Origin of the sequence: Bradyrhizobium paxllaeri (assembly GCF_001693515.2) — a bacterium.
GTDB lineage: Bacteria > Pseudomonadota > Alphaproteobacteria > Rhizobiales > Xanthobacteraceae > Bradyrhizobium > Bradyrhizobium paxllaeri.
Genome location: NZ_CP042968.1, coordinates 233858 through 247544, shown reverse-complemented (window position 1 = coordinate 247544; position 13687 = coordinate 233858). Strand labels below are relative to the sequence as shown.

Here is a 13687-nt window from a genome sequence, read left to right as displayed (position 1 = left end):
ACTAAAGCCGGTCCCTTTTGCATGAAACACCACGACCGCACCGTTGTTCCGTGACCTAGATCACTGCAGCTTGATCACTGCACCTTTTCTACCTTGGCTTCCTCGATGACTTTCTTCCACTTGTCGGTTTCGGCCTGAACCATCGCGCCGAACGCTTCCGGCGTGCCGATCAGCGGTTCGCCGCCGAGATCGACCAGCCTGGCCTTGATCGCGGGTTCGGCGAGGATCTCGTTGATCTCCTTGTTCAGCTTGGCGATGACGTCCTTCGGGGTGTTCTTCGGCGCACCCACGCCGAACAGCGCGCTCGCCTCATAGCCCGGAATGGTATCGGCGAGAACAGGCACGTCGGGCAGCAGCGACGATTTCGTCGCGCTGGTCACGGCCAGCGCCCGCGCGGATCCGGCGCGGACATGCTGAAGGATGGAGGGCATGTTATCGAAGATCAACTGGACCTGACCGCCGAGCAGATCGGTGATGGCAGGCGCAGCGCCGCGATAGGGAACGTGCTGCATCTTGGCGCCCGACATCGCCATGAACATTTCGCCCGACAGATGCACCGACGTGCCGTTGCCTGACGAGGCCAGGTTCACCTTGCCCGGATTGGCCTTCACATAGGCGATGAACTCGGCGACCGTTTTCGCCGGCACGTCCTTGTTGACCGTCATCACGTTCGGCACGCGATTGAACGCCGCGACCGGCGCGATATCACGTACGACGTTGAACTTCAGGTTCGCGTAGAGCGTGGCGTTGATGTAGTTCGCAGGGTTCACCAGCAGCAACGTGTAGCCGTCCGGTTCCGCATTGATGACGGATTCGGTCGCGATGTTGTTGCCAGCGCCGGGCTTGTTCTCGATCACGAATTGCTGGCCGAGCCGTTCGGAAAGCCGCTGGCCGATCAGCCGCGCGATGATGTCGGTCGCGCCGCCCGGGGGATATCCGACGACCCATTTCACCGGCCGGGTCGGATAATCCGCCGCCGAAACGCTGCCGACCGAAGCGGCCGTGGAAAGGCCGATCACGGCCAGACAAATCGCGGTGCGACGTGAAATCATAAAGCATTCTCCTTGAAGGCCGGGATTCAGAGCCCGGTCCGTTTCTATTGAGGCGAGGTTCTATTGAACCGAACGCGGCCCGAGTTGTAACAAACTAAGTCAGGTGCGGCCAGTGCGGCACAGGCGCCGCAGACCGCGACGAAAGGATAAGACATGTCCGTCAGGGTTAACGCGCTCGACCATCTCGTGATCAATGTCTCCGACGTGGCGCGCTCCACCGAGTGGTACCGCAAGATCCTCGGCATGGAGGTCAAGGTGTTCGATCCCGGCCCGGGCAAAACGCCGCGGACCTCGCTGGTGTTCGGCAACCAGAAGATCAATGTGCGGCCGCGCGATGCCGACAAGGTCGAGTGGTTCACGGCCGACCATGAGACCGCCGGCAGCGACGATCTGTGCTTCCTGACCTCGAGCACACCGGATGAAGTCGTGGCGCATCTCAACGCCAATGGCATCGCGATCGAGGAAGGCCCGGTGGCGAAGCAAGGCGCCCGCGGCACGCTGCGCTCGGTCTATTGCCGGGACCCGGATGGCAGCTTGATCGAGATTTCGTCGTATGACGATGGCGCGAGCTAGCATCGCTCGCTCCCCATCATTGCGAGGAGTAGCGACGAAGCAATCCACACCGTCCCCGCGGGAAGTATGGATTGCTTCGCTCGCAATGACGGGGATGGAGCACGGCAAACTCCCGATTTGCCCATCGCGCCGTCCAATGGCAGAACTACTCCCAAGCAAAATCAAAAGCCGCCGCAAGGCCGCACGGGAGGACTTCCATGCCAGCTTCACAGCCAGCGCCGGGCATTATCGGACCATTCGCAGGGCTGGATGTGCCGTGGCTGTTGCGGATGCGCGCCGAAAGCCGACGCAACCATCCCTTCCTGATCTGGGCGCCGTTCGAGGGTCCGGCGCGGAAATGGTCCTACGGCGAATTCCACGAGCGCGTCGGCGCGCTTGCCGCGGGCCTCGCCAGGCGCGGCGTGAAACCCGGCGAATACGTTCTGATCCATCTCGACAATTGCATCGAGGCCATGCTGGCCTGGTTTGCCTGCGTCGAACTCGGCGCGATCGCCGTCACCACCAACACCCGCTCGGCGGCAGCCGAGATGGAATATTTCGCCGGCCATTGCGGTGCGGTTGCCGCGATCACCCAGCCAGCTTATGCCGAACTGGTCTCGGCCAATTGTCGCGGCCTGCGCTGGATCGCCGTGATCTCGCATGATGCCGGCAGTACACCCGCGCAGGGCGCGCCGCGCGGCGACAGTTTTGAGTCCCTGTTCGCCAACAGCGCCGACCGGCCGCGCCGCGCAACCGATCCGTTCGCACCGTGCAGCGTGCAATACACCTCCGGCACCACGTCACGGCCGAAGGCGGTGCTGTGGACGCATGCCAACGCATTGTGGGGTGCCAAGATCAACGCCGCGCATGAAGACCTGCATGCCGGCGATGTACACCAGACCTATCTGCCGCTGTTCCACACCAACGCGCTCGCCTATTCGATGCTGGCAACGCTGTGGGTCGGCGCCTCCTGCGTGATCCAGCCACGATTTTCGGCCAGCCGGTTCTGGAGCGTCGCGCTCGAACACGACTGCACCTGGACCTCGACGATTCCCTTCTGCATGAAGGCGCTGCTGGAGCACGAGATTCCGAAGAGCCACAAGTTCCGGCTCTGGGGTACTGCCGTATCCGAGCCACCGCCATTTGCCGCATTCGGCGTCAAAACCATCGGCTGGTGGGGGATGACGGAAACCATCACGCACGGGATCGTCGGCGAGGTCGACCAGCCCAACACGCCGATGTCGATCGGCCGCGCCGCGCCCGAGTATCAGATCCGCATCGTCGAGGATGACGGCACGCCGACGGAAGTCGGTGGCACCGGCAACCTCCTGATCAAGGGCATCCCCGGCCTGTCGCTGTTTTCGGAGTATCTCCACAACGAAAAGGCCACGCGCGAAAGCTTTGACGAGCACGGCTATTTCATCACCGGCGACCGCGTCACGCTACTCGATGACGGCTTCATCAAGTTCGGCGACCGCACCAAGGACATGCTCAAGGTCGGCGGCGAGAACGTCGCGGCGTCCGAGATCGAGCAGGTGATCGCTGTCGTGCCCGGCGTGCGCGAGGCCGCCGTGGTGGCGAAGAAGCATCCGATGCTGGATGAGGTGCCCGTCGTGTTCATCATTCCGCAGGCCGGCGTCAAGGGCGCACCGGCCGACCTGCATGACACAGTGATGGCCGCCTGCAGAAACGGCCTCGCCGATTTCAAGGTGCCGCGCGAGATTCACTTCGTCGACGACATGCCGCGCTCGACGCTGGAAAAGGTGGCGAAAGCGGAGTTGCGGAAGATGCTGGGGTGAAAATGGGCAAAGCGACTTGTCCGCCGTAGCTCAACGAGCGAAGGCGGAAGCGCGCCCACCATTCATCGGCAGCGGAGCAAGCTCATGGTGGGCACGTCGCTGGCGCTCCTTTGCCCACCCTACGCTGTCTCGATCAGTTCACCTCGAAACGGATCGGCAGCTTCTTCGGGCCGTTGACAAAGTAAGCCTGCGTCATCTTCACTTCGCCATCCAGCGTGATCGATTTCAGCCGCGGCAGCAGTTCCTCGAACAGAATCCGCATCTCCAGCTTCGCCAGATACTGCCCGAGGCAGAGATGCGCCCCGTAGCCGAACGCGACGTGGCGGTTGGGCTTGCGGTCGCAGCGGAATTGATATGGTTCTTCGAACACGTCCTCGTCGCGATTGCCGGACGCGTAGCACAGCATCAGCCAATCGCCTTTTGCGATCTTGCGGCCGCCGAGCTCGGTGTCCGCCGTCGCCGAGCGCATGAAATGCTTGACCGGGGTCATCCAACGGATCGCCTCGTCGACGAGTCCCGGAATCAGCCCGGGATCGGCTTTCACCTTCTCGAACTGCGCGGGATCTTTCGCCAGCGCCCAGATCGCGCCGGCGGTGGAGGACGACGTGGTGTCGTGGCCCGCGGTGGCGACGATCATGTAATAGCTGGTGGCGTCATGGTCCGGCATGTAGTCGCCGCCGATCTTCGCATTCGCAATGACGGTGGCGAGATCCTCGCGCGGGTTGCTGCGGCGGTCCTCGGTGATGCCACGGAAATAGGCGCCGAAATCGGCGACCACCGCCTGCATCATCCCGGAGAACTGCTCCGCCGTCAGCTTCTCCTTCATCCGCGCCGTATCGGGATCCTGCGGGCCGAACAGCTCCTGCGTCAGCCTGAGCATGCGCGGCTCGTCCTTTTCGGGAACGCCGAGAATTTCCATGATGACATGCAGGGGATAGCCGAGCGCCACGTCCTCGACGAAATCGCAGGCGCCGCCCTTGTCGAGCATGCGCTGCACGGTGGCCCGCGCGATCTCGCGCACGCGCCCCTCGAACTTCCCGAGATTGGCGGGCATGAACCAGCCCTGCGTCAGCGCGCGGTATTTCGGGTGGTCGGGCGCATCCATCTGCACCAGCGAGCGCACCAGATTGGGCCCGCCGGTGATCTTGCGGACGCGCTCTTCCACCGCGCGGTTCGTCAGCGTGGTCGGCCGGTCGGCATTGTGGAACAGCTCGTTCTGGCGGCTGATGGCCTGGATATGCGCGTGCTTTGTCACCACCCAGAACGGGTCGAATCCTTCCGGCCGCGCGATGCCGAGCGGGTTGTTGGCGCGCAGCCAGCGGTAGCTGTCATGGATGCGACGGTCGGCATAGGCGGCCGGATCGACCAGGGTTGCCGCGATGTCGGCGGGAATGTCGAGGTTCGCTGCTGGGTCGGCGGTCGTGTCCATGGATTTCCTGCCAGCGATCGTTAGCCATCGGCGGTGCCGATGATCGCCGATAACTAGCGGGCTGAAAAGTCGCATGCTTGCGTTGAGCGGCTGGGAGACCAGGCCCTCGTCATTCCGGGGTGATGCAAAGCATCGAACCCGGAAGCTCGAGATTCTCTGGTGCGCAATTGCGCACCATAGTTCGCTTCGCGCCCCGGAATGACGGAAGGACGCTCAATAATACCCGAACGCCACCGGGCGGAAGGCGTGCAGCAGATGCTGGTCGAGCTTGTCGCCCATTTCTTCCATCATGCCGAACGCCCGGGCGTGGGTGAACTGCAGGCGGTAGGCGCGCTTCTCGACCAGCGCGGCATAGATGTCCACGATCGTGGTCAGCCGCACGATGTCGCTGATCTGCTTGCCGTTGAGGCCGTTCGGATACCCGGTGCCGTCGAGGAACTCGTGGTGATGCAGCACCACGTCGAGCATCTCCGGCGGAAACCCGCCTTGCTCGAACAGCGCCTCGTAGCCGCGGCGCGGATGCTGACGCATCTCTTCCATTTCTTCCAGCGTCAGCGGTCCCGGCTTGTCCAGGATCGCCACCGGAATGAACGCCTTGCCGACGTCGTGCAGCAGCGCCGCGCGCGCGAGCCGGCGCTGGTCGTCCTCGCGCATGCCAAGATGCTGCGCATAGGCGACCGCAAAGCCGGTGACGAACAGGCAATGGCGGTAGCTGCCGGCGTGATGGCAACCGACCGTCGTCAACCATTCGCGCAAGGACGAATGCTTGATCGCCTTGAGAATCTTGTTCTCGGCCTCGACGATGTCAGTGAATTTCAGGGGAACGCCGGCCGGCAGCTTCTCGAAGATCTTGACCATCACGGCATGCGCGGCCTCGACGCCCCTGTTGAGGGCCTTGCCGCGATCGGTTTCGTCAAATCCATCGCTGTCCGGAAACGCGGCGCGGATGCGCTGCAGGATGCCTTGCGCATCGAACGGACGCGCGATCGTATCGGTGGCGCCCAGCGCCCAGGCCTGCATCGATCCGTGGTGAAGCGCATCTGCCAGCACAAACAGCCGCGGCATCTCGCGATAGGCCTCGGCGCGCAACTTGTTGCGCACCAGTTGCACGCTCTCGGCGGAGCGCAGATTGATGTCGACCACGATTCCCGCCAGATCGCGCTCCGGCGCATCGGGAATATCTGATGTCGCGATGGTGTCGACCTGGCCGACGGATCGCAGAATGCTGGCGAGTTCGCTGCTTTGATCGCTCCGATCCGAAGCCAGCAGCAGCCGGCGCCTGGTCGAAGTCTTGTTGGTGGCGGTTGTCATAAAACCCCAGACCCCTAGCGGTGATGACGTGCAACCGAGGCTAGCGGATAAGGAGTTCTCCGGGGCTTAAGAGGCATCGTGAAAGAGGACTACCGCAAACGCTAAAATTTGAACGATTCCGTTCGCTGTGCGGCGCACCGAGCACGATCTTCCTGCGAAAAGCGCATGATTCAGAGGCACTTCGCGGGGACCCGGGGACAACCGCCAACACAAATCCGCCGGGAGCATGGCCCTCGGCGGATCGTGTCGTTCGATAACTTTTCTGCCTGTTACGCCTTCATGCTTGCCTTCACCGCTTCGGCCGTGATCGGCAACGCGCGAATGCGCGCGCCGCAGGCGTTGAAGATGGCGTTGCCGAGCGCGGGAGCCACCACCGTCACCGCCGGCTCGCCAACGCCGGTCGGCTTGTCGCCGTTGGCGATGACGTTGACGGCGACTTCCGGCGTCTGGCTCATCCGCAACGGCGTGTAGGTATCGAAATTGGTCTGTTCGATACCGCCGTCCTTCAGCGTCGCCTTCTCATACATGGCGAGCGAAAGGCCCCACAGCGCCGCGCCCTCGACCTGGGCGCGGATATTGTCGGGATGCACCTGCATGCCGACGTCGGTGGCGACGGTCAGTTTCTTGACCTTGACCTCGCCGGACGGCGACACCGCAACGTGGGCCACGCAGGCGGTCCAGCTTGCGGTCGCGCGCTCCTGCGACGAGACGCAGGCGATGCCCATGCCCTCGCCTTTCGGCAGCTTGGTGGTGCCGTAACCGGCCATACCCATCGCCGCCAGCAGCGTGTTGCGCAGGCGTTGCGCACCGCCGTCGTTCTTGCCTTTGCCGTCCAGCATCGCGATGCGGTACTGCGCGGGATCCTGGCCGACCGCATGCGCGAGTTCGTCGATCATGCTTTCGACCGCCCAGAAGGTCCAGCCCGGAGCCACCGAACGCAACTGCCCGGACGGGGTGGCGGTGTGCGCCATCTCGTTCTTGATCGCACGGACATTGTGGTTGGGCACGGAATAGAAGAAGTCCGCACCATTCACGGTGAACGAGTCCAGCGGCCCCTTCTTGTCGACCGAAGGCGTCAGGAAATCGGGGATTCCCCACCGCGCAGTCGGCCACGCACTGACCACGTCGTGATTGAGCGCGATCAGCTTGCCATCGCCATCGAGACCCGCCTTCACCTTCTGGAAGGTCAGCGGACGCGAATAGTCCATGGTCATGTCGTTTTCGCGGCTGTAGATCACCTTGACCGGCTTGCCGACCGCCTTCGCCGCCTGCACCGCCGGCACCATCATGTCGGCATCGAGCCGCCGGCCGAAGCCGCCGCCCAGCCACATCTGGTGCATCACGACAAACTTGGGATCAATCCCGGCTGCACCGGCCGCGATCGCGCCGGAGCGTGTCGCGAACTGGTTGCCGGAATAGATGTGCAGGATGTCGCCCTTGAACTCGGCGGTCGCGTTCATCGGCTCCAGCGGCGCGTGGATGTTGATGCTGGTGGTGTATTCGGCTTCCAGCACCTTGGCCGCGGTACCGAAGGCCGCCGCCGTATCGCCGTCCTTGACGAAGAACTGTCCGGAATCGTCGAGCGCCTGCAGCCGCCTGGCTTCGTCGATCAACGACTGGCTCGACAGCTTGGCATTCGGGCCGTTGTCGTAGGTGATCTTCAGTGCATCCGCCGCCTTGCGGGCGTTGGCATAGGTATTGGCGACCGCCACCACCCATCCGGACGTGCTGCCGGTCTTGTCGTCGAGCGTCACGGCCTTGATGAAGCCCGGCACCTTCTTGGCCGCACTGTCGTCGACCGATTTCACCGTGGCGCCGAAACGCACCGGCGGGGTGACGACCTTGCCATAGGCCATGCCCGGCAGCATGACGTCGATGCCGTATTTCGCCGTACCGTTGCTCTTCGGCGGAATATCGAGCTGCGGCACCGAGACGCCGATCATGGTGTACTGATCGGGCGTCTTGAGCTTGATCGCCTTCAATTCATCCGCCGTGAAAGTCTTGGTGATCTTGCCGCTCTTGACGATGTCGGCAAAACTCATCTGCTTCTTCGACTTCGTGTGCGCGACGGCGGAATTACGCACCACCAGCTCGCCGGCCGGCACGCCCATGATGCTGCTTGCTGCTTCCGTCAACGCGATACGGCCGGCGGCGCCCGCGCGGCTCATCGCGTCGAAGTTCATCATCGTGCTCCAGCTGCCGCCGGTAATCTGCGCGCCGAGCACGGGATCGTTGAACTTCGGATCGTTGGACGCGAGTTGCACCCGCATGTCCTTCCAGTTCGAACCGAGTTCTTCGGAGACGATCTGCGCCATGGTCGAGGCGATGTGCTGGCCCATATCGGCCTTGCCGCAGGTGACGGTCACGATGCCGTCGGGCCCGATCGAATACCACACCGAGGGCTCGAAGCTGGAGGGCGCGGCGAGCGCCTGATCGATGCCGGGGGCGGCGGCATAGCCGAGCACGAGGCCCGTGGCGGCCGAGCCGACCAGGAACGAACGGCGGCTGAGATCGGCAGGCGCGCTGCCGGTGACTTTTACATGCGTATTCATGTGGCCCTCCGCTCGGTGCCGGCGTTAGAGGCGGTACGCATTTCGGATGCGGCGCGCATGATCGCCTTTTGAATGCGCGAATAAGTCATGCAACGGCACAGATTGCCGTCCATATGCGCGACCACTTCATCCCTGGTCGGATTGGAATTCTTCGACAGCAGTGCCGCCGCTTGCATGATTTGCCCGGACTGGCAGTAGCCGCATTGCGGCACCTGCTCGGCGATCCAGGCCTTCTGCAAGGGATGATCGCCCTTGGCGGACAGGCCTTCGATGGTGGTGATCTTCTTGCCGACGGCCTCGCTGACCAGGGTCTGGCAGGAGCGGACGGCTTCCCCATTGACGTGAACCGTGCAGGCGCCGCAGAGACCTGCGCCGCAGCCGAACTTCGTACCGGTCATCTGCAATTGCTCGCGGATGACCCAGAGCAACGGCGTATCGCCGGCCGCCTCGACGGACATATTCCGTCCATTGATGTTGAGATTTGGCATCTCGTCTCCCCTTCCGGTGTTGGCAGCCGCTTACGGCGGCATTCTCACGTTTGGGTATTGGCCGGCATCCACCGGGTCGATGCCAGTCGGCGCGAAGAATGATACCGAACTTTCCCGGAGGCAATCCAATTTGGAATCGTTCGAAGCAAGTAAAGCTTTGAAGCTGCCCGCTTGTGCGCTGCGGCAAGGCTTCGTCGTGGGCTTGTCAATCACGCGCGCGGCAGCAGGCGCATCTTCCGTTTCCGCATTTCCTATTCCCGAATGGATCGCGCTAGGATGCGGCTGGCAATGACGGCCCCGGCCGACAATCTCGCGGGATTTGCTTTGGGAAATCGACAATGCCGACCATCGATCGCGACGGAGTCAAGATCTATTACGAGGTTCACGGCTCCGGCCCACCGCTGCTGCTGACTCACGGCTATTCCTCGACCAGTGGGATGTGGCAGGGCCAGATCGCGGCCTTGTCGAAGCATCACAAGCTCGTGTTATGGGACATGCGCGGCCACGGTCAGTCCGGTTACCCCGAGGATACCGCGGCCTATAGCGAAGCACTGACGGTCGCCGACATGGCGGCGCTGCTCGATACCGTCGGCGCCGACAAGGCGATCGTCGGCGGGCTTTCGCTCGGCGGCTACATGTCGCTGGCGTTCTACCGCGCCCATCCGGATCGCGTCCGCGCGCTCTTGATCATCGATACCGGCCCGGGCTTCAAGAAGGACGAGGCCCGCGAGGTCTGGAACAAGCGCGCGCACGACACCGGCGACCGTTTCGAGCGCGAGGGGCTGGCGGTGTTGAAAACGGCCAGCCGCGAGCGCTCCAGCGTCACCCATCGCGATGCTACGGGCCTTGCGCGCGCCGCGCGCGGCATGCTGACCCAGCACGATGCCCGCGTGATCGAATCCCTGCCCGATATCAAGGTGCCGTCGCTGATCGTGGTCGGCGCCGACGACACGCCGTTCCTCGCCGCCTCCGACTACATGGCGGCCAAGATTCCCGGCGCGCAGAAGGTGGTGATCCCGGCCGCCGGCCACGCCGTCAACATCGACCAGCCGCAAGCCTTCATCGATGCCGTGCTGCCGTTCCTCGACAGCCTCGATGCCAAGGCAGGACAGAAAGCCGCCTCATGAAGACGACCGCTCTCGCCTTCGTGCTGATCATAGCCAGCTTCTCGCAAGCTGCCGCGCAGCACTTGCCGCCGATCGGCGGCCCCTACCCGCCGCCCTTCACCGAAACGCTATCGAACAACATTCCGCTGGCGTTCGGCATGGACGCCAATGAGGCCGCGCACGCGCTCGGCGTCCCGCTCAACTACATCCGCGGTCGTCCAGGCGATGAAATCTTCCTCGCCTTCCGCAACATCGGCGGCAGCGGATTGTTCTACAAGAAGGACCGGCTGTTTCTGCAATTCCGTAAAGGACGACTGGCCGGCTGGAAGGGCGACTGGGGTCACAACTGGATGTGGCAGTAGCCGCCCCGGGAACAGATCCTCGCAACCGACTTCGTGCAACTCAAACAACCCAAACAAAAAGGGATGACCCGTGGGACAGGATATCAAACTGACGGCTTCGGATGGTTTCAAACTCGGCGGCTATCGCGCCGATCCCGCCGGTGCGCCGAAAGCGGCCATCGTGGTGATCCAGGAGATCTTTGGCGTCAATCACCACATCCGCTCGGTCTGCGATCGGCTGGCAGCGGAAGGCTATGTCGCGATTGCGCCGTCGATCTTCGATCGCACCCAGCCGAACTTCCAATGCGGCTATTCACCCGACGAGATTGCGAACGCGCGAAAATTCATCGCCAATCCCGACTGGGCGGCGATGCTACGCGACACCCAGGCGGCGATCGATGCGGTGAAGGATGTCGGACCGGTCGGCATCATCGGCTTCTGCCTCGGCGGCAGCATCGCCTATGCCGCGGCGACCAAGTTGTCCGGCCTGTCGGCCGCGGTCGGCTACTACGGCGGCGCCGTCGTCCGCTTCGCCGACGACAGGCCGCAAGTGCCGACGCAACTGCATTTCGGTGAGAAGGACGCCGGCATCCCGCTGACGGATGTCGAGACCATCAAGGCCAAGCGGCCGGAGGTCGAAGTCCACGTCTATCCCGGCGCGCAGCACGGCTTTCACTGCGACGAACGGGCGAGCTACGACAAGGCCAGCGCTGATATCGCCTGGCCGCGCAGCCTGGCGTTTTTTGCGAAGCACCTGAAGAAGTAAGGCGTCTACTCTCCGCCGTCATTCCGGGATGGTCCGCAGGACCAGACCCGGAATCTCGAGATTCCGGGTTCGATGCTGCCGCATCGCCCCGGAATGACGAACTGCAACTAACGCCTCACTCGCCCTTGACGCCGGTTGCCTTCACGACATCGGCCCATTTCTCGTAGTCGCGGCGCAAGACCTTCTCGAACGTTTCCGCCGATCCACCGACCGGCACGAGGCTGAGCGTCTCGAGCCCGGCGACGCCCTCGGGCGAGGCGATGATGCGGGCGAGCTCGTCCGAAAGCTTCTTCACGATCTCCTTGGGCGTTGCGGCGGGCACGAACACGCCGAGCCAGCCTTCGATTTCAAAACCGGGGTAACCGAGTTCGCCCATCGTCGGCACGTCGGGCAGCGCGGTCCTGCGCTTTTCGCCGCCAACGGCCAACGGCCTGAGCTTGCCCGCCTTGATTTGCGCGCTCGCCGTGGTCAGGTCCTGGAACGCCGAGGTAACCGTGTTAGCAAGCAGGTCGTTCGTGAGAGGCGCCGAGCCGCGATAGGGCACGTGGGTCATGTCGATATTGGCGACCTTCTTGAGGAGTTCGCCATAGAGATGCGACGTCGTGGCGTTGCCGAAGGTGCCGTAAGGCTTTCCGGGGTTGGCCTTGGCATAATCGACCAGCTCCTTGACGGACTTGATCGGCTGCTGCTCGGGAACCACCAGAACGATGGTCGAAAGCCCGGCCTGGGTGACCGGCGCGAGATCCTTGAAGACATCATAGGGCAGCTTCGCCATGAGGCTCGGCGCCTGGATGATCTGCGTAATGCCGACCAGCACGGTGTAGCCGTCGGGCTGTGCCTTGGCGACGTAATCATTGCCGACCACGCCGCCGCCGCCGGACTTGTTCTCGACGACGACGGTCTGCTTCCACGCTTCCTGCAATTTGTTGGCCAGCAAACGCGCCAGCACGTCGGTCGCGCCGCCCGCGGGATACGGCACGACGAAGGTGATGCGCCGGCTCGGATAGGTATCCGCCGCGGCCTGATGCGAGGAGGCGCACAAAGCCGTCACGGCGATGGAAGCAAGCAGTGCTGCCGCAGTCGCCGCGCGCACCACGCTGACCGGCAAGTGATAGTTCATGGTCATACTCCGGATTGCAGGCACTCGACCGACAAACCGGCGCGCCTCGATTGAACGACGAGTTTCTACATCGCTGCAGCGCAAGATGGAACATGGTTTCGAACGTATTCAACGCATAGCGCCAATTCACCGCAACCTGGAGCTTCCAGACACGTGTGAAGCCGCACGTTTGCCACTGTAAGTTAGACCATTCCGCTCAGATTGAAGCCGCAACGCGATGCGGAACGCAGCATCCATTTCGGCGCAAAATGAATGATGAATTTTCCAGGTCAAATGCGAGGCAATTGCCTGACACAGATGCTCAGGAAAAAGCCGGATCGAAAATGACGATGCGGCGAAATGGCTCTGCGCTCTAGAACCAGCGTTCGCTGACGAGCACGGTGTCGCCCGGGCTGATCGGACTGCCGGGCGGAACGACGAAACGCGACGTACCTGACGCATCGGTGTGCGTGACCGTGACGCTGTCGCGCCGGGCGCGCGGCGAGAAGCCGCCGGCAATCGCCACCGCGCTCTCGACCGTCATGTTCGGTACATACGGATACTGGCCGGGTGCTGCGACCTCGCCGAGAATGAAGAAGGGACGATAGGCTTCGATCTCGACGGCGACCGACGGCTCCCTGATGAAGCCGGCGCGCAGCTTTGCGGCAATCGCTGCCGCCAGCCCCGCGGTGGTGCGGCCGCGCGCCGGCACCGAACCGATCAGCGGCATCGTGATCGAACCGCCGGCGCTGACGGCATAGGTGTTGGTGAGACCTTCCTGACCGTAGACAACGACGCGCAACTTGTCGCCGGCATCGAGATGATAGGCCGCGTCGTGTCGCACCGGCGCGGGTTCGGCATAGGCGACCGGCGCGGCCATCACGACGGCCGGCGGCGCTGCGCCTGGCGCGGAGGCGAAGGCGGTGCGAAGCGCGGCGACGGCGCCGCCACTGGAATCGGCCACGGCCGCCTGCGGCGGCGGGCCGCCAGGCGAACCATAAGCCACGGAATCGAGATCGCCTTGCGGCGCGACAGCGACCGGGCCGGTCGTGTGCATGCAGCCCGACAGAGCGAGCGCCGTGATGATTGCAGTGATCGGTATTCGAAACGCGCGTACAACCCGCACCGGAGCCATCCCTCAAAGCGAGACAGCTCTAGTCTTGCACCGGGTATGGTTAACAAAGGGTTTTTT

12 protein-coding genes are annotated in these 13687 nt (G+C 63.3%); 5 read left to right on the top strand and 7 right to left on the bottom strand.

The genetic code is table 11. The features are described from left to right. Nucleotides 1-74 precede the first annotated feature (74 nt). Nucleotides 75-1052, bottom strand: coding sequence for a Bug family tripartite tricarboxylate transporter substrate binding protein (locus LMTR21_RS01170; RefSeq protein WP_065750426.1), 978 nt, complete (start codon nt 1050-1052; stop codon nt 75-77). 153 nt (nt 1053-1205) lie between these two features. Here LMTR21_RS01170 and LMTR21_RS01165 point away from each other — a divergent pair, with 153 nt between their 5' ends. Both LMTR21_RS01165 and LMTR21_RS01160 read left to right on the top strand, forming a co-directional pair. Next, nucleotides 1206-1625: a VOC family protein gene (locus LMTR21_RS01165; RefSeq protein ID WP_065750425.1), complete on the top strand. Its 420-nt coding sequence runs from the start codon at nt 1206-1208 to the stop codon at nt 1623-1625. Between the two features lie 197 nt (nt 1626-1822). Further along, on the top strand, nt 1823-3403 hold the full coding sequence (locus tag LMTR21_RS01160) for an AMP-binding protein (RefSeq protein WP_065750424.1): 1581 nt from the start codon (nt 1823-1825) through the stop codon (nt 3401-3403). A gap of 133 nt (nt 3404-3536) precedes the next feature. Here the strand turns inward: LMTR21_RS01160 and LMTR21_RS01155 are convergent, their stop codons facing one another. The 4 genes from LMTR21_RS01155 to LMTR21_RS01135 all read right to left on the bottom strand — a co-directional run bounded on the left by LMTR21_RS01155 (nt 3537) and on the right by LMTR21_RS01135 (nt 9183). Continuing rightward, nucleotides 3537-4832, bottom strand: a complete 1296-nt coding sequence (locus tag LMTR21_RS01155) for a cytochrome P450 (protein ID WP_065750423.1) — start codon at nt 4830-4832, stop codon at nt 3537-3539. A 213-nt stretch (nt 4833-5045) separates the two neighbouring features. Further along, complete coding sequence (locus tag LMTR21_RS01145) at nt 5046-6143, bottom strand: HD-GYP domain-containing protein (protein WP_065750422.1); 1098 nt, start codon at nt 6141-6143, stop codon at nt 5046-5048. Nucleotides 6144-6412: 269 nt separating this feature from the next. Further along, the gene (locus LMTR21_RS01140) at nt 6413-8695 is read right to left on the bottom strand and encodes a xanthine dehydrogenase family protein molybdopterin-binding subunit (protein WP_065750421.1); all 2283 of its coding nucleotides are present in this window, start codon (nt 8693-8695) and stop codon (nt 6413-6415) included. Then, entirely contained in the window at nt 8692-9183 is a 492-nt protein-coding gene (locus LMTR21_RS01135) for a (2Fe-2S)-binding protein (RefSeq protein ID WP_065750420.1), read from the bottom strand. Before LMTR21_RS01135 ends, LMTR21_RS01140 begins: the two co-directional genes overlap by 4 nt. Before the next feature lie 338 nt (nt 9184-9521). Here LMTR21_RS01135 and LMTR21_RS01130 point away from each other — a divergent pair, with 338 nt between their 5' ends. From LMTR21_RS01130 to LMTR21_RS01120, 3 genes are all read left to right on the top strand, one after another. Continuing rightward, nucleotides 9522-10310 (top strand): alpha/beta fold hydrolase, encoded by a 789-nt coding sequence (locus tag LMTR21_RS01130; protein WP_065750419.1) that lies wholly within the window; start codon nt 9522-9524, stop codon nt 10308-10310. Continuing rightward, nucleotides 10307-10651: a hypothetical protein gene (locus tag LMTR21_RS01125; RefSeq protein WP_065750418.1), complete on the top strand. Its 345-nt coding sequence runs from the start codon at nt 10307-10309 to the stop codon at nt 10649-10651. The genes LMTR21_RS01130 and LMTR21_RS01125 overlap by 4 nt, the downstream gene beginning before the upstream one ends. A gap of 70 nt (nt 10652-10721) precedes the next feature. Next, nucleotides 10722-11396 carry a dienelactone hydrolase family protein gene (locus LMTR21_RS01120; RefSeq protein ID WP_065750417.1) on the top strand — a complete coding sequence of 225 codons (675 nt, stop codon included), beginning with the start codon at nt 10722-10724 and terminating at the stop codon, nt 11394-11396. A gap of 115 nt (nt 11397-11511) precedes the next feature. On the opposite strand, the gene LMTR21_RS01115 is transcribed toward LMTR21_RS01120, so the two are convergent. Both LMTR21_RS01115 and LMTR21_RS01110 read right to left on the bottom strand, forming a co-directional pair. Next, nucleotides 11512-12516 carry a Bug family tripartite tricarboxylate transporter substrate binding protein gene (locus LMTR21_RS01115; protein WP_065750555.1) on the bottom strand — a complete coding sequence of 335 codons (1005 nt, stop codon included), beginning with the start codon at nt 12514-12516 and terminating at the stop codon, nt 11512-11514. 352 nt (nt 12517-12868) lie between these two features. Then, nucleotides 12869-13630 (bottom strand): polysaccharide biosynthesis/export family protein, encoded by a 762-nt coding sequence (locus LMTR21_RS01110; protein ID WP_065750416.1) that lies wholly within the window; start codon nt 13628-13630, stop codon nt 12869-12871. Nucleotides 13631-13687: the final 57 nt, after the last annotated feature.

Excerpts from the sequence above, each read along its gene's own strand:
- LMTR21_RS01170 (WP_065750426.1), bottom strand. The coding sequence starts at position 1,052 with ATGATTTCACGTCGCACCGCGATTTGTCTGGCCGTGATCGGCCTTTCC.
- LMTR21_RS01165 (WP_065750425.1), top strand. The coding sequence starts at position 1,206 with ATGTCCGTCAGGGTTAACGCGCTCGACCATCTCGTGATCAATGTCTCC.
- LMTR21_RS01145 (WP_065750422.1), bottom strand. The coding sequence starts at position 6,143 with ATGACAACCGCCACCAACAAGACTTCGACCAGGCGCCGGCTGCTGCTG.
- LMTR21_RS01155 (WP_065750423.1), bottom strand. The coding sequence starts at position 4,832 with ATGGACACGACCGCCGACCCAGCAGCGAACCTCGACATTCCCGCCGAC.
- LMTR21_RS01130 (WP_065750419.1), top strand. The coding sequence starts at position 9,522 with ATGCCGACCATCGATCGCGACGGAGTCAAGATCTATTACGAGGTTCAC.
- LMTR21_RS01115 (WP_065750555.1), bottom strand. The coding sequence starts at position 12,516 with ATGAACTATCACTTGCCGGTCAGCGTGGTGCGCGCGGCGACTGCGGCA.
- LMTR21_RS01110 (WP_065750416.1), bottom strand. The coding sequence starts at position 13,630 with ATGGCTCCGGTGCGGGTTGTACGCGCGTTTCGAATACCGATCACTGCA.
- LMTR21_RS01160 (WP_065750424.1), top strand. The coding sequence starts at position 1,823 with ATGCCAGCTTCACAGCCAGCGCCGGGCATTATCGGACCATTCGCAGGG.
- LMTR21_RS01135 (WP_065750420.1), bottom strand. The coding sequence starts at position 9,183 with ATGCCAAATCTCAACATCAATGGACGGAATATGTCCGTCGAGGCGGCC.
- LMTR21_RS01140 (WP_065750421.1), bottom strand. The coding sequence starts at position 8,695 with ATGAATACGCATGTAAAAGTCACCGGCAGCGCGCCTGCCGATCTCAGC.
- LMTR21_RS01125 (WP_065750418.1), top strand. The coding sequence starts at position 10,307 with ATGAAGACGACCGCTCTCGCCTTCGTGCTGATCATAGCCAGCTTCTCG.